Origin of the sequence: Segetibacter koreensis DSM 18137 (assembly GCF_000374045.1) — a bacterium.
Taxonomy (GTDB): Bacteria; Bacteroidota; Bacteroidia; order Chitinophagales; family Chitinophagaceae; genus Segetibacter; species Segetibacter koreensis.
Genome location: NZ_KB893324.1, coordinates 16366 through 36912, shown reverse-complemented (window position 1 = coordinate 36912; position 20547 = coordinate 16366). Strand labels below are relative to the sequence as shown.

Below are 20547 nucleotides of genomic sequence, written 5' to 3'. Positions count from 1 at the left end.
GACCATATTTATTACTACTTCAGCAATTGAACATACTCATTTGTATTATAATCCTCTGCACCGATGTTCGCTTTAATCAATTCACCTTTTTCATTAAAGATGAATGTGGCCGGAATGCCATCTGTTTTAAAAATACCAGGAAGGCCTTCAGCAGGATAAAATACTGGCAATTGAAGTTTATTTTTTAGGGCAAATTGCTTTGGAAGGTTAATATTTTCGTCCAACGACAACATAACAAAAGCAACTTTTTGTTTATCCAGTTTGCTGCTTAGCGCTTCGATAGATGGGATCTCTGCCCTGCAAGGCGGACACCAGGTCGCCCAAAGATTTACAAACACTTTTTTGCCTTTTAGGTCAGCCAGGTTCACAGTGCTGCCATCCATTGCCATTACTTTAAATGTTGGCAACGTTGGAGTTACAGCCTTTGTCTCTGCTTGGTTAATAGCTGTTTGTGCAACTTCTGCTGCTGTTGCTTGTTCTGAATTTTGTTTTGAGGTATCTTTTTCTTTTGCAGTGTTAGAACATGCTGCAAATGTTGCCATTGTTAATCCAACGATTGCCATTAATTTAATTTTCATATTATTTGTTTTGATGTTTTCTGTTTGTTTTATTAATCAAATCTTTTGTTTTGTCTATAACAGTTCTTTCAACTGTCTTATAAATTCATCGGTATTATAACCTGCCATTCCGGTGTGTTGTAATACTATTTTTCCTTCTTTATTAAGTACAATGGTGGTGGGTAGCGTGCCGCTAAAAATTTCAGTGGGAACATATCCTGAACGGCTAAATAAAGGAATATTAAAGCGGTTTTTATCGAGGTATTGTTTGGCTTTCATCTTATCGTCATCTTCGTTCATGAACAGGAAAAAGAAGCGGTTATCATCTTTTAACTTCTTGTACAACTCGTTTAATGACGGCATTTCTGCACGACATGGAGGGCACCACGATGCCCAAAAGTTGACGAACACAACCTTGCCTTTTAAAGAAGCTGTAGAAGCTTCGACGCCTTGAGCATTTGTAAAACTGAATGTAGTATTGGAAGATGCATTGGCCATGCCTTCCTTCTTTATGTCGGCATTAAACACTCCGGTTGACAGCAGTTGCTGCATAACCCACGACTTAGCCGATGGACTAACAATCAAGACTACCAGCAATAACATCATCAAAAACGTAAGCCAGTTTTTTCGAAGCCATGTTTTTATTTTCTGTAAAAGCATATTATTTAAATTTTTACACGTTCTATGGTGAATGCTGATTATAGCGATAACTGTACAAGTGAGTGACACAACGATGTTGCGCAATGATACAATGTTAGCTACCAAAAAGAACTTCACTTATTCTGCAGGTTTAATTTGAATTCCTTCCTTGATCTCTTCGCTTCCTTTTTGAAGTATTTTATCCTGTGCCTGCAAGTCACCAAATACTTCGGTCAGTGTATCTTTAACTACGCCGGTTTGTACCGGAATGCGCCTGGTAATATTGTTTTCTACTTTAATAAGAAATACCCCGGATTGCGCCTGTACTATACTTGTTGTGGGCACCCATAAGGTAGGCTGCAACCGCATCAATTGAATATTTACTTTAGCATATTGGCCTGCTCTTAATTCGGTTCCTGCGTTATCTATATCGAATTCAGCAATAACAGAACGTGAAGCTACATCCAAAGCGCCGCTGTTTCTCGATAAGGTTGCATTAAACTTTTTACCTGGGTAATCAACTACTGAAAAAGTTGCTTTTGTTTTTGGCAATAACGCCTGCGCCTGTTTTTCGGGCACGGCAACGGTAAGCCGCAACCTGTTTTGCTGCGCCAATTGAAACAACGGCTCATGACTTGCATTGTCTCCAACCAATGCGCCTTCCGATATAAACCTGCCTGTAATTACGCCGCTGAATGGTGCGGTTATTCTTAAGTATTTATTCATTTGTCCTGATGCTGATGCTTCTGACCTGCTGCTTTTATAGGTGGCGCTGTCGCCTAACAATTGCGCATAAGCTCTTTCCAATTCTATCGTAGCCACTGCACCATTTTTCTTTGATGCTTCTTTTAACCGGTTATACGATTGTTTGCTGAACAAATATTTTTGATAAGCTGTGCCTGATGCTGACTGTCTTGCCGAGTATTGTTCGCCAATTTCAGGCGCCTCCAATTGTGCAAGTACTTGTCCTTTGTGTACATAACTTCCCCGGTCAACATAAATCTTTTTTATAAAACCCTTTATCTTCGGATAGATGCTTACCTCCTCGTAGGGCTTCAGTTCCCCAGGCAATACAACGGTAAATGCAGGCTTGTCAGATACCACTGTTGCTACCTTAAATGTCGGTGTGGCTGTTTGCTTTTCTTCAGTTTCATGTGCAGGTTTCTCTTGTTTGCCGCCGCAACTTTGCAGTACAACAAGGCTTACAACTATTGCAGAATATATAAACGAACGCATTGTTTTTATGTTTTTATTTAATGGAGATACTATTATTTTTTCTTTTTTTATTGGACCAGCTATATTTCATTATTCGACATCGTTGTGTCACTCACTTGTACTATTGATTCATTATTCAACATGGACTAACCGTTCTCTAACTACCAATTCTTCTGTATGATAACGGCTCGATGGATCATCGGGATCAAGCGAAACACCTTGCAACGTTGCCTTCTTACGAACAACAGTAAACAGATGCGGCAACACCAAAAGAGAGGTAAGTGTTGACATGATTAATCCCCCAATTACTGCCTGTCCTAATGGAGCTACCTGCCCGCCTCCTTCGCCCATTCCTGCTGCCATTGGTATCATTCCCGCTATCATGGCGAGGGTGGTCATCACAATAGGTCGAAGCCTTGAAGAAGCCGAGAGAATGGCGGATACTTTTACATCAATCCTGTTGGTGAACCGGCTCTTTTCAGCATAATCCACCATTAAAAAAGCATTCGATACTGATACTCCGACCGACATGATCATTCCCATATATGATTGAAGATTTAAGGTGCTGCCAAAAGCGAGCAACATCATTAAACTACCTGCTATCACAGCCGGAACAACCGCTAATATCATAGCCGATAATGCGAACGATTGATAGTAAGCAGCCAGCATTAAAAAGATAACCACTATGGCTATTACCAAGCCTGTTTGTAAACCATTCAATGTATCTGCTAACAATTGCAATTGACCTTGTATAGAAACGATTATTCCTTTAGGTTTTTCGCCGGCTTCTGCAATCGCCTTCGATACTGCTTTAGATGCGGCACCTAAATCTTTTTTGTGAATGTTGGCAGCAATGGTAACATAACGGTTTGCACCCTGCCTGTTCACCTGTCCCGGTTCTTCGCCTAGTGTAAGCTTTGCTACATCGTCTAAAATGGGTCTTGCCTGTCCCGCTTTTAAGGGCAGCATTTTTAAATCATCCAACGCCTGCATACTTGCTTCAGGCACCTGCACTTGTACCTGGAACACTAGACCAGATTTTGGATCGCGCCATAACGTTTTATTTACAAACCTTGTTGACGAGGTTGCCATTGTAATTACCTGTGTTACATCCTGCATGTTCAATCCAAACGGTGATGCCCGTTCACGGTCAACATCAATTTGAACGGTAGGATAGTGCAGTGGTTCCTCTATTCGTATATCACGCAAAAAATCAGTTTTCTGTAAACCGGCTTCAATCTTTTTAGCATAGTTTTCTGCTTGTGGCAACTGCCCTGCAGCTACTCTTATCTGAACAGGAGTATTGGTTCCCTGGCTCATGATTTTTTCAACCAGTTCAATGGGCTCGAATGATATTTGCAATTCAGGAAATTGCTGCTTTACTTTTTTACGGATATTCTCTTTCAGGTCTTCTATAGAAGTGGTAAGCTCCTCTTTGTTAAGCGAAATCTGCAACACTGCTTCGTGTGAACCACTCGTAAAAAGAAAGATAGGATTGATGGCTGTTCCCGAAGGCTGCGTACCTACATAAGCCGACGAAATGGTTATCCCTTTTTCGCTGGTTTCTTTTCTAATAACATCTGTAACACCATGCAGGTATTGTTCTGTTTTCTCAATCCTTGTTCCTTGTGGCGCATCAATTCTAACCTGTAAATCCCCTGACCCGCTCGACGGCAAAATATCGGTACCGATCAAAGAAAAGCCAATCGCAACCATTACGATAACAACTGCTGCATAAACCGACAGCACCACTGCAGGTCGTTGTTGCAATTTGCGTGTAATAATTAAATAGCGCTTTTTAAATTTTTCAAAACGGGTAAGTTTATGTTGACCCTTACTGTTGAAATGAGGTGTATGCTTTTTCAATTTCATCAGCCAGTTTGCAACAACGGGGACAAACGTTTGCGAAAAAATGAACGAAGCGATCATTGAAAAACCTACCGCCAATGACAATGGCAGGAACATATCCTTGGGTATTCCCGTCATAATAAATGAAGGAATTAACACCGAAAGAATACATAGTAATATCAATAATTTAGGAATGGAAATTTCAAGCAACGCATCTAAGATGGCTCGTGACTTTTGCTTCCCTTTTTCAAAGTGCTGGTGAATGTTTTCAATGGTAACGGTTGCCTCATCTACCAGTATTCCAATCGCCAAAGCAAGCCCGCTTAAAGTCATCATGTTAATGGTTTGACCAAACGCATAGAGCAACAGCACTGCCGATAAAATGGAGATAGGAATGGTGAGCACCACAATCAAAGCACCTCGTTTATCACCTAAGAAAAGCAACACCATTAAACCGGTTAATATCGCCCCTAATATCCCTTCGTGTACCAGGTTTTTGATAGACCTTTCGATATAAATGGACTGGTCAAAAACATAATCAACTTTCACATCATCAGGCAGTGTTTCCTTCAGCATGGGAAGCGCTTCCTTTAAATTGTCAACTACTTTTAACGTAGATGCATCCGCTTTTTTAATAACTGGTAAATACACTGATCGCTTCCCATTTACAACGGCATAACCGGTTGTCACATCTGCGCCGTCTTCCACGGTAGCAATATCTTTTATAAAAACAGTAGAGCCATCATTCACTCTAACCGGTAGGTTTAAAAATTCTTCAGGTCCTTTTGCCAAAGAGTTTACAGGGCTCATGTAATTTTTATCTCCCATGCGAATATTACCTGCGGGCGATGGCAGGTTATTTTTTGCAACCGCCGTCATTACTTCTTCCTCCGACAAACCAAACGACTGCATTAAGTCAGGATTGACCTTTATAACAATGGAACGGATATTTCCGCCAAAAGGCGCAGGAGCAGTAATGCCCAGAATGGTGACAAACATGGGACGTATCCTCGTCATTACCAGGTTTTGAATTTCACTGATGGAACGTTTGTTACTTTCAAAAACCAGTTGACCAATGGGTAACGAACTTCCGTCAAAACGTACTACCTGTGGCGGTACAGAACCCGGCGGTAAAAATCCCATTGCACGGGATACTTGCGTTGACACTTCTCCCGCAGATTGCGCCATGTCTGTTCCTGCATAAAAGCTAAGTTTAATAAGCGTAAAGCCCTGGATACTTTTAAATTCAATGTCCTTTACGCCGCTTACGAAAATCAATACTTTTTGAAATTCATTCGCCATAAAACCATCCATGTATGAGGGCGTTAATCCACCATAAGGCATGGCAATGTAAATGGCAGGACTTTCAATTTCAGGGAATATATCTACATTGATTTTTTTAACCGTTAAAAAAGAAAAGTAACCAACGGCCATCACTACCACCATTATGGCAATTGGTTTTCTAAGTGCGAAACGAATAATATTCATTCAGGTTAGTTTTAGAATTAAGGATTGATTTGAGATAGCAGCATCGACAGGCTACCTGTGCTTTCGCTTTGGTTGATTAACTCATTCCAATAAGCAGCAGTGGCAGTTACGTAATTATTTTCAGCATCCTGTAGAGTCTTTTGCAACTGCAATAATTCTATGAGGTTGATTAACCCGCTTTCATATCTTGTTACATATAATTCGCAAGCTTGTTTTGATGCGTTCAATGCTGTGTGCGCATCCATTACCCTTTCTCTTTGTTGTTTCCACCTGCTTATTGCAGCAGCATAAGATGTTTTTACTTGCAGGTTTGCATCTTCATAGTTTGCGTTCGCAGCCTGGATTTCTTTTTCTGCAATCCGTTGCCTGGTCTTGTTTTGATATAACCAAGACAGTTTCCATGTAACGCCAACACCTACCAGGTAACCGGCTGTATTGTTTTTCCACGGTTCCGCAAAGCCGTTGTTTGCTTCCCCTACATTATTGATACCCGAACCTCTTAACCCGGCGCCCGCTAACAAACCAACCGACGGATAAGGCAGTCGTTTAACTGCCGCCAACGATGCATTTGCATACTGAATATTTGCTTTTAAATACTGCAGGTAAGGATGATTGCCAAGGCTATCATCCAGTGGCAATTCAAAAGCAATGTTGTTGGCATTATACACCGACGTATCTATTGAAAAACTGGAAGTATCTTCTCCAAGCAGCGACGACAACTGCAACATAGCTGTTTCAAACAAAGCCTGTTGTTGATTCACCTGACCTCTAATTTGATAGTAATTTGATTTGATTAACAATGTATCCGCGCCTGGTCGCAAGCCTGCATCCGCCTGTGCTTTTGATAATTCAAACAGTTCTTTTAAACGCTGTACATCGGCTTTTGCAGTCAATAAAAAGGCAGTGCTTTGCAACACGTTGAAGTATTGTTCCGCAGCAATGGATTGCAATCGCAATTCCTCCTGCGACAAAGCCGAGGTGCTTACCTTGATGGCAGCGTCTGCAACCTGCAGTTTCGATTTTATTCTTCCGAACTGCAAAAAGTCCCATTGCAAAACAGCAGAAGTGTATGCGTTTGAAACAGAAGAAGATTGCCCGTTCACGCCCTTGTTGTTGCCACTTGTATTGTATATCCCGGCGAGTGGGAAAAACGCTCCTGAAACCCCCTGGTATGAACCATAGCTTTGTTGCGCCTGGAAATTCACATCGGGTAACTGCTCCTTTTTTACAAGTTCTTTTCGTAATTGCTGCTGTTCAATATCATATTTTTTTGATGACAGCGAAGGGTATTGCTCAACGGTTTTTTGCAACACTTCCCGTAACGAGTAGACTTTCTTTTGAGCAAGTATTTGGTTTTGCAAAAGGCATAATGCTATTGCCAGCATAAATAATTTATGTATCATTTTTCTTTCCGTAGTTGATTAGGTGAAAGCCCGGAAAGCACGAAAGAATGTAAGAGATAAAAAGTGTGGTGATTGTTTTTTTGAGCCCGGCAATATTGCTACTATGAAGCTTTACTTGCGTCGCACTCTTGTACAGTAGCAACTATATTCAGCAACAACCAAAAACACCCAATATCCTTATAAGCCATGCTTAAGGCATTGAGATAAGAATCTTAAAAAAGAAAGAAAAATCAAATAAGCAACCGTAGATGTTGCAGGTAGATAGGAAGTGAAGAAGTGTTAAATGAAACTACATAAGCAGGCTCATCTTTAATTCTGCTTAATGAAAATGTATGTCAAAGCCTCTTTCAGTAAAAAGGTTTGAAACGTACAAGGGAGATGAAAGTTTTACCTTTTGAACAAGGTTTGTTTCTGCGAAAACAGTCCTTTTCTTTAAAGCACAACAATTTTCAACAGAGGCTCGCTGAGTTGAAGAACTACTGCTAATATTCGTTTGATTAGTCCTCGTTGTTGTTGCAGTACTAACTATATCATTGTTCTGCAGCAATCGTTTTAACGGACACGAAACAACCAGCAAAATAACAGCAAGCGCAAACAGCAAAGCAAGCGACAGCTTGGCTTTTCCGGTTGAATAAATCTTGTTTGTGCTTGTGTTCATTGTGGCAAAAGTAAGGGTTGCAATCTAAAGACAGCAACCCTATTATACAATTTGTGGTTAAGAAAATTTACTTCTCAAGTTAAATGAGAAATTAGTGCGGCAGCTTTTCCCGGAAGTAGCCATACGTCCTGCCTGCAATAGCGCTTAGGATAATAACGGCAACTACAAACGCACCTGTACCTATTTGAGCGAACAATGGTCCCGGGCAAGCGCCTGTTAAAGCCCATCCCAAGCCAAAGATTATACCGCCTATAATCTGCCCTTTGTTGAACTTTTTAGGTTGAAAAACGATAGGTTCACTATAAATCGTTTTGACCTTAAACTTTTTAATTAATGCAACTGAAATCATTCCAACTATGACGGCAGTACCTATTACACCAAACATGTGAAAACTCTGTAACCGGAACATTTCCTGTATTCTAAACCATGAAATCACTTCAGCCTTTACGAATACAATACCAAATATAACGCCTACTGCAGCGTATTTTAAATTATACCACCAGGGGTGTTGCTTTTGAGATTCATTCACACACATCGTGTCCAAAGAACGCACTTCAAAATCTGTATTCGCAACACCCGCTGCTGTCTTTACGACAGTTGTAGTATAATCGGGGGATTTCTTATTTATTATTTTTTCCATTTTTTTTATTGTAGTTTATAAGCTTAGGATGAATGGCAACAACAGGTTAGCCATAATAAAACCTCCTACCATAAAGCTGATAGTCGCTATTAATGAGGGTACTTGTAAATCGCTCAATCCCATTATTGAATGCCCGCTGGTGCAACCGCCGGCATATCGTGAGCCGAAGCCAACTAAAAAGCCACCACCGACTAACATGGTAAAACCTCTTAACGTAAACAGCGATGCAAAAGAAAATAGTTGCTTTGGAACCATGTTGCTGTAATCATTAATTCCGTAACGAGAAAGTTCTGCCACCAGCTTTGGATTTACATGAATAGGAGCAGGATTGTTCAGCAGCGTGACTGCTATTAAAGCACCTATTAGTATGCCAGCTACAAAGAAGAAATTCCATATTTCTTTTTTCCATTCGTATTTAAAGAATTTAATATCAGCCGGGAAACAGGCGGCGCACGCATGTCGCAGGTTGGCAGAAATACCAAAGTGTTTGTTACCTATTATCAGTAAAGCGGGTACTATCAAGCCTATTATACCACCGGCTACATACCACGACCAGGGCTGTTTTAATAATTCTAACATAGTTGTTTTAATTTAATGCAAATTTCTATTTATTGTAAATGTCCAAGTGTGACAAATGTTACCTAAATCATTTTTCTGCTACTTCTTTTTGTTAATTATACCTAAATAGTGATTTAAAACCCATAATTTAATATTAGGCTGAACGATGACATGTTTACCTTATTAATGATGAAAGATTTGTTAAGTGCTGCACCCTTACTGCCTTTATAAACATATAACAACTGTAGGTCTAATCCTTTTAACATACCTTGAGGCTTATACCTCACGTCCGCATACACCTGGTTGTATGAAGGCATCCCGTACTTATTTAATGCATAATTATTTACATCAGGTAGAATGTAATGACCAAAGCCGAGTGTGGTAATTAGTCGATTGCTCAAAAAATTATAACTGCCTTTTGCTACGACTGCATGAACATCTCCTAAGCCTTCGTTTCTTTCTCTTGGTAATTGAGTAAATAATGGTTCTATTCCCCATTCCCTTGGCATTTGAAACCGCCCGTCTTTTGTTATACGATTGTAATTGATCGTAGATTCAAACTTTGTATTTCTAATTCCTATCTTGGCACCGAACGAAAGCGATTTACTTCCCTGATTAAAATATGTTTTTACGGCATCCTCATTGCCTCCGTCTTTTAAAGCCGTTTGTTTTATAACCTGTACCGCTGAAAATATTTTTAATTTGGAATCACCAGGGTGCACATAATCTAATTGTACCAGGGCAGTGTTAAAGATATTCTCTACATATTGATCCCATACCTGCAGTTTCATTGCTCGATTTGGATTGTAAGAAATGCCGGCCAAAGCAATGCCGGCACTTTGCAAATTGCCCGCATATTGCGCTTTTTGGCCTTGCGTATTTACCCCTGAAGAATATACGCCGATTGACCTGCTTATGGAATACCACCTGGTGGTACTCCGGGGCGACAGACCATTAAAAAAACCAGCATTTATTTTTACATTTTTTACCCCGTTTAACTCTGCCCAAATTCCCTGAACTTCTGTCGCTAATATTCGGCTATCCTGGCTATTAATAAAGGGAGTATTTATATTCTGTTTTCCTACAGTTATATGAGATCGCCCTATATTATACTTCAGGTATAACTCATCCAGCCTCTTTATGTTATTTTTATTTGAAACGTCGTCAACGTCAAATAAAGACAGCTCATACCGGCTGAGTTGTTTGGTTGTTTTATCTGGTTTGGATAACTCAGATGAAATAACATTAAAAACAAAGGAACCGCTAACACCTAACTGAAAATTTTTAAAAGGAGCCGTCTTTATTTCAATTTTACCACCTATTGCGTTGGCGTAAAAGTCTGAGAAGGGGGGTGCATTGTTGGTAAATGCCGCAAAATTGCGGAAGTGTCCGTGCACCTGTGCCTTCTTGAATGCACTTATCAAGGATGCAGTATCTAAAGGGTCATCTTTAACTTCTGTCAAAAGCTTTTGTCTCTGCGCTACTGCATGGAACATGGTTAGAAGAAGTCCCAGGAATACCAAGACTATTTTTCTTCTCATAGGGAAATATTTAAATAAAAAGGTAGAGTTTAATTAAGCCAGTTGCAACGCAACCGGTCTGAAAACAACATAGTTGATTGTGAAGAAGATGGGCAAGGCAAAGACTTAGTACAGCTGCATTAATAATACAGTTACATCTTTTTCTTACGGAAGGAGAACAAAAGTTAAAGACTGGCTTTAGAGTTGCTTTATATCAAAAGAAGATATACAATAGTCCTGCACTTAGTATTGCCCAGTCGATCTTTTAAGGCTTATGTTATGCTTCTAAAACTTTAATTCCTTAATCGAGGTTTGCACCTTGGCATTGTGTAAAATTTAATCTACATACGGTTTGTTTTACTAATTTTTAGATATAGCATTTAGTCAACCAGGTTAGTTAAAACCGACTGCAATTGTTTTGCGCCAACCACCCCGGACTGCCTCCATTTTACTTGACCACTTTTAAAAACGATAAGTGTAGGCACGCCCTGTACCTGGTATGCTGCCGCAGCTTGTGGGTTCTTGTCAACATCAATCTTTAGGATGGTAACGTCGTCGCCCATTTGCTTTTTCAAATCCTGCAGTATGGGCGCCATCATTTTACACGGTCCGCACCATTCGGCAAAAAAATCAACCAGTACAGGCTTGTCGCTATTAATCGCTTCCGCAAAACTTTTATTAGTTGTTTGAGTTTCCATATTTATTTTCTTTTTTAAATGAACCAATAATTAATGCGCCCAACACAGCAAAGTAAATTGTACTTCTGAACGGGTTAGATGTAATCGCACAAGTGCCGGTTAAACAGCCCACATATTTCCAATAAAGAAAGCCGCCAAGAGCTCCTATGGTCGCTCCTATAAAGTAGCGCTTATTTGTTAGAAACCACTTCTTCATATTCGATGTCTTGTGTTTTATTGTTACTGTTACGTGGATTAACTGCGCATCCACCGGTACCGCAACAGCCTATGTTTGCCATTGCCATTCCACCGAATACGACCCCTAAAACGATCGTAACCGTATCTCTTGCTACAATGCCTTGTACTAAAATACCGATGGCTAATACCAATCGTAGTATTCGCTTAAAGTTCCATCCCTGTAATATCGCTTTCATACTATGTCAGTTGTCTTTTTAAATTAGTCCACGCACCACCGTTATAAGCTACTATTCCTGCTGATGAGAGGATGGACTTTGCCATTGCGCTACGATTGCCACTACGGCATACGGTAACGAATGGCTTGTTTAATTTCTTCAATTTTTCGACTTCGTTTTTAACTGTGTCGAGCGGTATATTTTTAGAGCCTTCAATATGACCAGCCTGGAATTCGCCTGTGGTGCGTACATCAACTATCACCGCACCTTCTTTCACCAGTTTAGCAAAATCGGCTGACGGCTTAAAGAGGTTTTTTAAAAATGTAAACATCTTTTTTTATTTGGCTTTTAGTAAGAGGTCATCTAATCCGCCGGCATTTACAGCATCGGTTATTCCGGCTTGCTTGAGCATAGAAACAGCCATGCCGCTTCTGTTACCACTTCTGCAATACGCTATAATTGGCTTTGGCATTTCTTTAAATTCATTTACTTTTTGTTGTACCTGTTCCAATGGAACATTGATTGCATTTGGAAAATGTTCACCTGCAAACTCCTGTGGTGACCTTACATCTACCACTGTTCCTTTATTGATTAAATCTTTCATTTTTTTATATTTTTTGGAAGCGGCTCCGGCAATATTTACCATCCATCGAATCATCCGCATCTATTGCCAGGCCTTTCCGGTTTTTTTACTTTTTATTGAGTGTTGTCGGACAAACAAAATCGGTTGTTTTAATCTGCCCGTTTTCTTTAATGGCTTTAAATCCTCCATTGATGTCGGCCAGGTTATCGAAGCCTCTTGCTTTTAAAACAGAGTTGTAAATCATTGAACGATAACCGCTGGCACAATGCACGTAATAGGTTTTGTTCTTATCCAAGGCTGTCATACTATCGTTGAGGTTATCAAGCGGAAGATTGGTTGCGCCATCCACGTGTTCGCTTTGGTACTCGCTTTCTTTTCTTACGTCAATAATGTTTGCCTCGCCCTTATTTATTGCCTCGCCAATGTCTTTTGCACTAACTGACTTTATGATATCTATTTCTTTACCGCTACTTTTCCATGCTTCAAAACCACCTTTTAAATAACCGATGGTATAATCATATCCAACCCGGGCTAACCTTGTAATTACTTCTTCCTCCCTGTCTTCATCGGCTATGATTAAAAGCTTTTGTTTTATATCCGGTATCAGAGCGCCTACCCATGGAGCAAAGCTGCCATCGATACCAATGTTTATTGAGTTAGGAACAAAGCCTTTGGCAAATACTTCCGGTGCTCTTGTGTCAAGCATTAACGCATCGGTTTCGTTTGCTGCGGCTTCAAAGGCTTCGGGTGAAAGGGCGTGATTGCCACGTTCCAGCACTTCATCAATGCTTTCATATCCTTCTTTATTCATCATCACATTCAACGGAAAGTAAGCAGGTGGCTGCGCTAAACCCGTTGTTACTTCTTTAATGAATTCCTCTTTGGTCATGCTGGCTCTTAACGCATAATTGGTTTGCTTCTGGTGGCCTAATGTATCTGTTGTTTCCTTACTCATGTTCTTACCACATGCACTACCGGCTCCGTGAGCAGGGTACACAATGATGTCATCAGACAATGGCATTATCTTGTTTCTTAAGCTCTCATACAACGTGCCTGCAAGGTCTTCCTTTGTCATAACCCCTGCTTTCTGTGCAAGGTCAGGACGACCAACGTCGCCAATGAACAAGGTGTCGCCACTAAACAATGCCACCTCTTTTCCTGTTTCATCTTTCAACAAATAACTGGTACTTTCCATCGTATGGCCTGGGGTATGCAGTACCTTAAAAGTTACTTTGCCCACTTTAAATTCCTGGCCGTCTTTTGCCACAATCGCTTCGAACGAAGTGACTGCATTAGGACCATAAACAATAGGTGCGCCGGTCTTTTTAGAAAGGTCAATATGACCAGAAACGAAGTCGGCATGAAAGTGTGTTTCGAGCACATACTTAATTTTTGCATTGTCTTTCTCTGCCTTGTCAATGTAAGGATACACTTCACGAAGCGGGTCAATCACCACTGCTTCACCATCGCTTTCAATGTAGTAAGCGCCTTGCGCCAAACAACCTGTATATATCTGTTCAATTTTCATTTTATTTAATTTTGTAGTGTAAATTTCGGTTAGATAACTTGCTTACTTGGTGACATTTGTCACGTTACCCGCATGCTGTTTATAGTTTTAGTATTCATTAATATTTTGTGTTTTTTTATGATTCCAGCATTCGTTTTTCATAGTATCATCCTCGCGTCGCAATCACTTCACCCGTAAACCTTTTGGCATCTTCAGCTTCCATTTTAAAACGTGTCGTTTTATCTTCTTAGCTAAAAAATATTTCTTTAGTAAGAATGTATATGCCCATAATTAATACAAACCAACCGAAGCCTTTTTTTAATTTATTTCCTGATATTTTCTTCGCAATTAGTCCACCTACAAAGGTGCCTGCAATAGCGATGGTGGTTATCTTAATAAGGAAAAACCAGTTCATGGTAAAGTGTCCCAGATCACCTGTAAAGCCTATTAAAGAATTTAAAGCAATGATGAACAGGGAAGTTCCTACGGCTTCTTTCATGGGAAGTTTTACAAGTAACACCAGTGTTGGTATCAACAAAAATCCTCCGCCTGCACCTAAAAGACCTGTTGCAATACCAATAGCAACGCCGTACATCAGTAGTTTGGGGAGATTGATTTTTTCGGGGGCACCAATTGCGTTTTCATTGTCGTTTTTTGCTGCGGCGGCTGCCTTTTGTTTGCTGCTCTTAATCATCGATAAAGAGGCCGCAACCATTAATATGGCAAAGAGGACCATGGTAACAATTGGCTCGGTAATATTGAAACCGCCAATAGTAGCAATGTGATTAGGAATAAAGGGGATTAGAAACTTTCGTGTAATAAATACTGTAGTGATAGACGATATGCCAAACAGCAAGGCTGTTTTTATGCGAACCAGTCCTTTCAGGTAATTGCTGAAAGCACCTACGAGGCTGGTAGAGCCTACTACAAACAATGAGTATGATGTGGAAAGGATCGGGTTAATTCCAAACAAATAAACCAGTACAGGTACGGTTAAAATAGAACCGCCGCCACCGATTAATCCAAGTGAAATGCCTATAAATAACGCTGCTATATATCCCATGATTTCCATAATTATACTGCAAATTTGAAGCGATTGCAGAAGGAATATGGTGATATATGTCACACAGCTACATCAATCTTTTTTACTCCATCCTATAAAATTTTTATTAATGATTAACCAGCTTTTATCCTTCATTTCATTAATATCAACTTTTTTATTTTCAATCATCATGAGTTTGCAGCTTGAAGGAATTTGAATGCCATCGAATACGCAGGGTACAAATTCATGTTTTGTTTTATCGTGATTGGCCGCTGTCGAGAAGAATTGAATATTTACATCTTCTTTCAATATTTGCGTTAATTGCTATGACAGCAGTCGTCATGATTGTTTGTTTTTTTAATCGGAACCTAAAAAATTTGTGCTGGCTGCAGACACTTTCATCATCTTATTCCTGTATGACGTGCTAATGATGGTGCTGTATAATTTAATATACTTTCTAAGTCAAATTCTGCTCAATAATGAAATCACCTACCATTCACATGGGAGAAATTTTCGAACTGCTCATTCAATGGATAAGTTGTCCTACTACTGAACAAAAACAACTGGAATAAGGGCGAATTGATTACTGGAAAAAAAAGAAGAAAGTTTTCTGGCGCTATGTTGAAGTAAGATGCCCAGATTTCGACAAAGATTTAAGTCAACAATTTTATAAGCTATGAAACAGGCTCGCTTAGGGCAATTAATTCCAAAACCTGTACGTAAAGATCTGTAACGAAAAGCACATTTGGGAGGTGCGCAAATAGTACCTACCATAATAGAAGCATAGCTCACCAGGAGAAGTAAACTGAGCTCATAAGTTTGTTTAATTTAAAAGCAAGTAGTAACAATGACTGCGCGAAAGTGATTAATATAGGACTATTATTTGCTGACTTTATTTGAGGAAGTGCCTGATGTAAAAAAATTACTTGCTACCGACTCTATTCTCCGCAACATCGCAAAGAATAAAACTGATGATTTAAAAGAATCTCTGAAAAGCTCCGATAAAACTGCTCTGTGTTATACTTCTAAAATGCTGTTTACACTTAGTGAAATAAATGAAGTAAGAAATCGCCTTAGAGTTTTATTTAAGCCAGGAAATGCATTAGATAAGCTGGTTCAAAATGATTTAGTGCCGTCGGGAAATTATATTTTGTATCAACATTTAGACGCTAAAGAATTTTTGGTAAAAGCCTGGGAACAGGATGCCAATGGTATCAATTATACACTTGGTGTTTATGCAGAAGGAAATAAGGCTAATTACCCCAACATAGATTCAATAAGCTTCAGAAGAAAAGACCCGCTAGACAGCACCATTTATTTGCCGGGCTATTTGAATTTGCTTTACAATTCAGCTGCTGTAGTCGCTGCAGAAAGCGAGCAAAATAACTTGTTTTTTCATCCGTCTCTTACTGCTGCTTTGCTGTTTGTTGAGATGAATGAAAGAGAACAGGCAGCAGACTTCGAGCCAATGCTAAAAGGTGAAAATAAAGCATCCTTTGAAAAAATAAAGTCTGTTAATTGGAATAATTATAAGTACTCCGTAATTCTTGTTCCAGGCGCAGGGCCGGAAGAAAGAGATGTGCCATTAAGTGCAGAAGGAATGCTTCGTTGCCGGTTAGCTGCTATGCAATATGCAAAAGGTATGGCTCCCTTTATTGTTACTTCCGGAGGAAAGGTGCATCCCTACAAAACAAAATTTTGTGAAGCGATTGAGATGAAAAAGTATTTGATGGATAAACTTCATATTCCTGCAAATGCGATCATTGTCGAACCTCATGCGAGGCATACAACAACCAACATGCGCAACACAGTCCGTTTAATCTTTCGCTATGGTATTCCTTTCAATAAAGCGGGTATTACTTGGACAACAAAGGGTCAAAGCACCTATATAACCACCACTTTGATTGACAGGTGTAAGAAAGAACTAAACGAAGTCCCTTATAAAAATGGAGAGCGATTATCCGAGACAGAAGTTGAATTCTATCCTTTAATCGAAGCGCTCCAAATTAATCCCTTCGAGCCGCTTGACCCCTAAAGAATTTTGTTTTTAATCTGACAGTTATGAAAATATTTACTGCTTTTTTTATTGGACTATTTGTTTTGTCGACTTCATTTACTTCAGAGGTCTCCATGAGAATTAACCATTCATTCACCCTTGACTCGTTAGGTGCTTGCCAGGGAGTTTCTTATCAAAATGGAAAAGTTTTTTTGTACGGTGACAGGGAAGTAGGCGTGATAAGAGAATATAAGACAGAAGGTGACAGTCTGATTTACCAAAACAGAGAAATGAAATTGACGGTGGATGATACTGATGTCATAAATCATCCGACAGGCATCGCTTACCATGCTAATAATCCTGTATTTATCGGCAACAGTATTAGGTTAAATAAGGAAGGCACCCTATGGACAGCAATGATTTATTGCATTGACTGGAAAGGACTGCAACGAACGGGGACGCTTGAGGGAAACCTGATAAATACTATCGAAGATGACGCATGCATTCAGGGTACAAGACCAGAATACGTAGAATATAAAAAGAAATGGTTTGTTGCCACTGCAGATTACGGTGATAAACGAAATGAAGTGAGGTTGTACGACCCTACGGTTTTGAAAAATGCAAAGAGGACTTCCGACAAAAAGGTTGTTTACAAAACATTTACCTGTACACCCTGGTTCAAAACCTTCACTGGGTAGCAGACAAAGGCATATTGGTGTTGATACAAAATCAAATCGAGGGCAGAAAATGGCGATTTACTTATGTTGATTTAGCCAAATCTATCCAGACAGGCAAACAGCAAGTTTTGAAGTCGATCGACATTGATAGGGATGACGAACTGGAGGGATTGGCGTTGGTGAGTAAGTCTAAGGGTATTGCTGTGACCTCCTCCAAAAAAAATAATGTAAATGTGATGAATATTAATTGGTAACAGGATCCGAATGAAAGACAGACATAAAATTGAAAATTATGAAACAAAAAACTCTACAAGCTTTCTCTACAAAAAAGCTAAAGTTGATTAAAAGCATTGTTATTGCTTTCTTTTTATTTTCCATGTTGACGCCTTCTGTTAATTATGCAGGTATTGCGGCTTCAAGCTGTTTGGATTGGCTAACCGATGTTTCACTACTATTTATTGAAAAGCTTTCCCTGTCCTGCATCGTTTTTCCAATTCTATCTGAAAGGGTTTTCGCTGTTGTTCCGGTTACCTGCCAGAGATAACGTTTCCAGTAATATTCATTATTACTTCTGCCTGTTCCTTTCCATAATGAAAAATCAATTGGCTTGCATCCTGCACAGCAATAGTGGTGGCCACTTTATTGGATCTTGCTGTAGCTATCAGGTTATCAATACCGTTAAAATAAATCGTTGCAAATTCATCGAAAACAAGACTGCATTTAAGATGTCCTTTCCTGTTTATCAACCTTGTAAGCGCTGCAATATATAGTGATATAACTGCTCCATACACCTGTGTTTTTTGCGGATTATTTCCCATGCATACTATCTTGGGATCTGGCGAGTTATTAATGTCCAGAGTAAAATCATTTCCCGAAAGGGTATAATACAAATGCGGTGAAGACAGCCTTGCCAGGCTAATCTTTGCACTTGCAATTGAGCAACTCTTTGGTAGGAATATTAAGTGCTTTTGCAACTTCCCAGAGATAATAAGCTGTTGGATTCATGCCTCCTTTTTCCAGGCGTTGAATACTTTGCCTGTCTTTATCGCACTTCTCAGCAAGCTGAGTTTGGTTTAACCCTGCTTCTTTTCGCTATTTATTAGAGAAAAGATAGATAGAAACAAAAGCACTTGGTGTTGTTGTGCTTTACAAATTCGACGTTTTTGTACTCACGAACCTGCCTTTTAGAGTTTACGGCAAATACGTAAGCATTTAAAATATAATTGACAAACAAATGTTTATAAAAATTGACGTAAAATTTTAGAATTGCCAATTGCTATTTTTTTATCACACACCTTTTCAAACAGGTCTCCCTTTTGCTCAAGCCTTTTAAAAATTGTATTTATATCAAAAGCCGATGCATTCAGTTTGTCATTTATCTCTTTCCACTGTAAAGGTGTAGAAACCGAAGGGTGATGATACGGACGAACTGAATAAGGGGCAGCAACTGTATCTGCTTCGTCATTTTGGTTTGGATCAATATACAATTTGTTGCCACGCTTAGAAATTGTTACGTCTGTTGTCGTTATATGTGGCACCAGTAAATGAACTTCTTCGCAAATATGTTCAGCTATTTTTCGCGCTTCAGGAAAGGAAAAGCCTTCACATGGAACATATAAATGAATACCTGTTTTACCAGAAGTTTTAGGGAAGGCTTTTAACTTGTACGCATCGAAGAATTGTTTTGCTGCATTTGCCGTATCAATTGCTTTTTTAAAGTCTTCATCCGATGGGTCGAGGTCAATGATCACAAAGTCTGGTTGTTGATAATTGCCGGTTCGGGAAGTCCATGGGTTGATATCAATACAACCAAGGTTTACCATGTATAATAAAGTTGCTTCATTATTGCAAACAAGATAATCAATCTCACTTCTTTTGCCTTTCTTCCTATGCTTCCTTGCGGTGGTAAATATATCTGCCCATTCAGGTTGCCTTCCTTCCATGTCTTTTATATAAAGTCCCGGAGCGCCTGCATTGATGTTTTTTATATGAAGTGACTGTGGCCGGTCTTTTAAATAAGGCAGAATATAAGGTGCAATATTGTGATAGTAAATGATGAGGTCACTTTTGGTGACATTGCTCCAAAGTTGTTTTTCAATATTAGTGATTGTAATGTCCTTCCCTTCAATATTAAATACCTCTTTGCTGGTGATTGCTTCATTTTCTATAATCGGCCAATTGCTATCTTCCGCGGTTTCTATAATTTTCCGCTTTGCCAGAGTTTGCGATGTTGTTTTTTCTTTTTCTAAATTCGATTGCGGCTTTTCATTTATCACCTTCTCTTCATCTTTAGCAGATATGGGCACTTCGCGCACTACTTCTTTCGGATCCTTATCGTCCCTGAAACCTAAAAAAATAGCGGGTTTTCTTATTTTACCACTTGCTGTCAAGTCGGAAACTTAAAAATGCCTACTAATTTCGGTTCAATCCAATGAGGAGGTGTGTCATGATCGACTTCATCAACAAACGGTTTCTTTTTTATTTCTAACAGTTTCAGCCTTTCCATCACTTCATTCATTACTTTGTCCTGGAAACCGCTGCCCGAATGACCAACAAACTTTAATTCTCCATTATCATAAGCGCCGAACACTATTGACCGGAATGGCCGCCCTTCAAAATCTTTATAATCGTACGGATGATCTTCGGTTATCATTGCTAAACGTTTTTCATCGGGGTTTAGTGAAGGGCCTTTAGGAACTGCCCAACTTTTCAAAACACCTTTCAGCTCAAGCCTGAAGTCGTAATGCAGATGGGATGCAGCATGCTTTTGGACAACAAAATGAAGTTTGTTATCAGTAATTTCCCCGCCCGTGGGCTCAGGTGTTTTATCAAATCTTCTTTTCTTTTTGTATTCTTCAAGAGGCATAAAAACATTAATTCTAATCTTATGCCAGCAGGTATAAAATTTGAATGGCTTGTTTCCCTACCTTGCTTGCATTTAGCATAAACCTTCTTTTCTTTTTTTTCCTATATAGGTGAACGGAAGTATAAATAAACAGGATGGAAAACAGCATAAAATAGATTTGATTTTGTCATAGAAATCAAGGGCAAAAGGCAAACGGCCTTAATCATCTTCTTGATAGGTTTATTAACTTACATTTGGCGTTTCTAACTAACCTCTGAATG

General features: G+C 39.4%; 23 protein-coding genes and 1 pseudogene. 3 read left to right on the top strand and 21 right to left on the bottom strand.

Annotation, left to right across the window (positions count from 1 at the left end; genetic code table 11):
- Nucleotides 1-14: 14 nt before the first annotated feature.
- From B154_RS0110450 to B154_RS0110370, 17 genes are all read right to left on the bottom strand, one after another.
- Complete coding sequence (locus B154_RS0110450) at nt 15-578, bottom strand: TlpA family protein disulfide reductase (protein WP_018613981.1); 564 nt, start codon at nt 576-578, stop codon at nt 15-17.
- A 54-nt stretch (nt 579-632) separates the two neighbouring features.
- Nucleotides 633-1217 carry a TlpA family protein disulfide reductase gene (locus B154_RS0110445; protein WP_018613978.1) on the bottom strand — a complete coding sequence of 195 codons (585 nt, stop codon included), beginning with the start codon at nt 1215-1217 and terminating at the stop codon, nt 633-635.
- 117 nt (nt 1218-1334) lie between these two features.
- Nucleotides 1335-2432 carry an efflux RND transporter periplasmic adaptor subunit gene (locus B154_RS0110440; RefSeq protein WP_018613977.1) on the bottom strand — a complete coding sequence of 366 codons (1098 nt, stop codon included), beginning with the start codon at nt 2430-2432 and terminating at the stop codon, nt 1335-1337.
- Nucleotides 2433-2543: 111 nt separating this feature from the next.
- Entirely contained in the window at nt 2544-5747 is a 3204-nt protein-coding gene (locus tag B154_RS0110435) for an efflux RND transporter permease subunit (RefSeq protein WP_018613975.1), read from the bottom strand.
- A gap of 17 nt (nt 5748-5764) precedes the next feature.
- The gene (locus B154_RS0110430) at nt 5765-7150 is read right to left on the bottom strand and encodes a TolC family protein (protein WP_026260102.1); all 1386 of its coding nucleotides are present in this window, start codon (nt 7148-7150) and stop codon (nt 5765-5767) included.
- Between the two features lie 319 nt (nt 7151-7469).
- On the bottom strand, nt 7470-7808 hold the full coding sequence (locus tag B154_RS0110425) for a hypothetical protein (protein WP_018613972.1): 339 nt from the start codon (nt 7806-7808) through the stop codon (nt 7470-7472).
- 91 nt (nt 7809-7899) lie between these two features.
- Complete coding sequence (locus B154_RS0110420; RefSeq protein ID WP_018613971.1) at nt 7900-8448, bottom strand: DUF6691 family protein; 549 nt, start codon at nt 8446-8448, stop codon at nt 7900-7902.
- Between the two features lie 15 nt (nt 8449-8463).
- The gene (locus B154_RS0110415) at nt 8464-9027 is read right to left on the bottom strand and encodes a YeeE/YedE family protein (protein ID WP_018613969.1); all 564 of its coding nucleotides are present in this window, start codon (nt 9025-9027) and stop codon (nt 8464-8466) included.
- A 113-nt stretch (nt 9028-9140) separates the two neighbouring features.
- Nucleotides 9141-10547, bottom strand: coding sequence for an OprD family outer membrane porin (locus B154_RS0110410; RefSeq protein ID WP_026260101.1), 1407 nt, complete (start codon nt 10545-10547; stop codon nt 9141-9143).
- Nucleotides 10548-10906: 359 nt separating this feature from the next.
- Nucleotides 10907-11224 (bottom strand): thioredoxin, encoded by a 318-nt coding sequence (gene trxA, locus B154_RS0110405; RefSeq protein WP_018613967.1) that lies wholly within the window; start codon nt 11222-11224, stop codon nt 10907-10909.
- A complete protein-coding gene (locus tag B154_RS0110400; RefSeq protein ID WP_018613966.1) occupies nt 11205-11420 on the bottom strand; it encodes a DUF6132 family protein in 216 nt (71 codons plus the stop codon). Before B154_RS0110400 ends, trxA begins: the two co-directional genes overlap by 20 nt.
- Nucleotides 11395-11637 (bottom strand): hypothetical protein, encoded by a 243-nt coding sequence (locus tag B154_RS0110395; protein WP_018613965.1) that lies wholly within the window; start codon nt 11635-11637, stop codon nt 11395-11397. Before B154_RS0110395 ends, B154_RS0110400 begins: the two co-directional genes overlap by 26 nt.
- A gap of 1 nt (nt 11638) precedes the next feature.
- On the bottom strand, nt 11639-11947 hold the full coding sequence (locus tag B154_RS0110390; protein WP_018613964.1) for a rhodanese-like domain-containing protein: 309 nt from the start codon (nt 11945-11947) through the stop codon (nt 11639-11641).
- Nucleotides 11948-11953: 6 nt separating this feature from the next.
- Entirely contained in the window at nt 11954-12220 is a 267-nt protein-coding gene (locus B154_RS0110385; RefSeq protein ID WP_157580655.1) for a rhodanese-like domain-containing protein, read from the bottom strand.
- A gap of 85 nt (nt 12221-12305) precedes the next feature.
- Nucleotides 12306-13727: an MBL fold metallo-hydrolase gene (locus tag B154_RS0110380; protein WP_018613962.1), complete on the bottom strand. Its 1422-nt coding sequence runs from the start codon at nt 13725-13727 to the stop codon at nt 12306-12308.
- A gap of 226 nt (nt 13728-13953) precedes the next feature.
- Nucleotides 13954-14769, bottom strand: coding sequence for a sulfite exporter TauE/SafE family protein (locus tag B154_RS0110375; protein WP_245542581.1), 816 nt, complete (start codon nt 14767-14769; stop codon nt 13954-13956).
- 72 nt (nt 14770-14841) lie between these two features.
- Nucleotides 14842-15057 (bottom strand): hypothetical protein, encoded by a 216-nt coding sequence (locus tag B154_RS0110370; RefSeq protein WP_018613960.1) that lies wholly within the window; start codon nt 15055-15057, stop codon nt 14842-14844.
- A gap of 574 nt (nt 15058-15631) precedes the next feature.
- On the opposite strand from B154_RS0110370, the gene B154_RS0110365 reads away from it, so the two are divergent.
- From B154_RS0110365 to B154_RS33340, 3 genes are all read left to right on the top strand, one after another.
- On the top strand, nt 15632-16783 hold the full coding sequence (locus tag B154_RS0110365; protein ID WP_018613959.1) for a YdcF family protein: 1152 nt from the start codon (nt 15632-15634) through the stop codon (nt 16781-16783).
- A 26-nt stretch (nt 16784-16809) separates the two neighbouring features.
- Nucleotides 16810-17442 carry a hypothetical protein gene (locus B154_RS30090; RefSeq protein ID WP_245542580.1) on the top strand — a complete coding sequence of 211 codons (633 nt, stop codon included), beginning with the start codon at nt 16810-16812 and terminating at the stop codon, nt 17440-17442.
- Nucleotides 17443-17713: 271 nt separating this feature from the next.
- Nucleotides 17714-17965: a hypothetical protein gene (locus tag B154_RS33340; protein ID WP_018613958.1), complete on the top strand. Its 252-nt coding sequence runs from the start codon at nt 17714-17716 to the stop codon at nt 17963-17965.
- Here B154_RS33340 and B154_RS0110350 read toward each other — a convergent pair.
- The 4 genes and pseudogenes from B154_RS0110350 to B154_RS28245 form a co-directional block, all read right to left on the bottom strand.
- Entirely contained in the window at nt 17949-18311 is a 363-nt protein-coding gene (locus tag B154_RS0110350; RefSeq protein ID WP_026260099.1) for a TraM recognition domain-containing protein, read from the bottom strand. The two genes, B154_RS33340 and B154_RS0110350, sit on opposite strands and share 17 nt — an antisense overlap.
- Nucleotides 18312-18336: 25 nt before the next feature.
- Nucleotides 18337-18501, bottom strand: a pseudogene (locus B154_RS33825) (helix-turn-helix domain-containing protein); the annotation flags it as partial.
- 158 nt (nt 18502-18659) lie between these two features.
- On the bottom strand, nt 18660-19811 hold the full coding sequence (locus B154_RS0110345; protein ID WP_018613955.1) for a DNA polymerase domain-containing protein: 1152 nt from the start codon (nt 19809-19811) through the stop codon (nt 18660-18662).
- On the bottom strand, nt 19808-20287 hold the full coding sequence (locus tag B154_RS28245) for a DNA polymerase ligase N-terminal domain-containing protein (protein WP_018613954.1): 480 nt from the start codon (nt 20285-20287) through the stop codon (nt 19808-19810). Before B154_RS28245 ends, B154_RS0110345 begins: the two co-directional genes overlap by 4 nt.
- Nucleotides 20288-20547 lie beyond the last annotated feature (260 nt).

What these genes read in the sequence shown, in the direction of transcription:
- B154_RS0110450 (WP_018613981.1), bottom strand. Translation starts at nt 578, where the DNA reads ATGAAAATTAAATTAATGGCAATCGTTGGATTAACAATGGCAACATTT.
- B154_RS0110445 (WP_018613978.1), bottom strand. Translation starts at nt 1,217, where the DNA reads ATGCTTTTACAGAAAATAAAAACATGGCTTCGAAAAAACTGGCTTACG.
- B154_RS0110440 (WP_018613977.1), bottom strand. Translation starts at nt 2,432, where the DNA reads ATGCGTTCGTTTATATATTCTGCAATAGTTGTAAGCCTTGTTGTACTG.
- B154_RS0110435 (WP_018613975.1), bottom strand. Translation starts at nt 5,747, where the DNA reads ATGAATATTATTCGTTTCGCACTTAGAAAACCAATTGCCATAATGGTG.
- B154_RS0110430 (WP_026260102.1), bottom strand. Translation starts at nt 7,150, where the DNA reads ATGATACATAAATTATTTATGCTGGCAATAGCATTATGCCTTTTGCAA.
- B154_RS0110425 (WP_018613972.1), bottom strand. Translation starts at nt 7,808, where the DNA reads ATGAACACAAGCACAAACAAGATTTATTCAACCGGAAAAGCCAAGCTG.
- B154_RS0110420 (WP_018613971.1), bottom strand. Translation starts at nt 8,448, where the DNA reads ATGGAAAAAATAATAAATAAGAAATCCCCCGATTATACTACAACTGTC.
- B154_RS0110415 (WP_018613969.1), bottom strand. Translation starts at nt 9,027, where the DNA reads ATGTTAGAATTATTAAAACAGCCCTGGTCGTGGTATGTAGCCGGTGGT.
- B154_RS0110410 (WP_026260101.1), bottom strand. Translation starts at nt 10,547, where the DNA reads ATGAGAAGAAAAATAGTCTTGGTATTCCTGGGACTTCTTCTAACCATG.
- trxA (WP_018613967.1), bottom strand. Translation starts at nt 11,224, where the DNA reads ATGGAAACTCAAACAACTAATAAAAGTTTTGCGGAAGCGATTAATAGC.
- B154_RS0110400 (WP_018613966.1), bottom strand. Translation starts at nt 11,420, where the DNA reads ATGAAGAAGTGGTTTCTAACAAATAAGCGCTACTTTATAGGAGCGACC.
- B154_RS0110395 (WP_018613965.1), bottom strand. Translation starts at nt 11,637, where the DNA reads ATGAAAGCGATATTACAGGGATGGAACTTTAAGCGAATACTACGATTG.
- B154_RS0110390 (WP_018613964.1), bottom strand. Translation starts at nt 11,947, where the DNA reads ATGTTTACATTTTTAAAAAACCTCTTTAAGCCGTCAGCCGATTTTGCT.
- B154_RS0110385 (WP_157580655.1), bottom strand. Translation starts at nt 12,220, where the DNA reads ATGAAAGATTTAATCAATAAAGGAACAGTGGTAGATGTAAGGTCACCA.
- B154_RS0110380 (WP_018613962.1), bottom strand. Translation starts at nt 13,727, where the DNA reads ATGAAAATTGAACAGATATATACAGGTTGTTTGGCGCAAGGCGCTTAC.
- B154_RS0110375 (WP_245542581.1), bottom strand. Translation starts at nt 14,769, where the DNA reads ATGGGATATATAGCAGCGTTATTTATAGGCATTTCACTTGGATTAATC.
- B154_RS30090 (WP_245542580.1), top strand. Translation starts at nt 16,810, where the DNA reads ATGAAAATATTTACTGCTTTTTTTATTGGACTATTTGTTTTGTCGACT.
- B154_RS33340 (WP_018613958.1), top strand. Translation starts at nt 17,714, where the DNA reads ATGAAACAAAAAACTCTACAAGCTTTCTCTACAAAAAAGCTAAAGTTG.
- B154_RS28245 (WP_018613954.1), bottom strand. Translation starts at nt 20,287, where the DNA reads ATGCCTCTTGAAGAATACAAAAAGAAAAGAAGATTTGATAAAACACCT.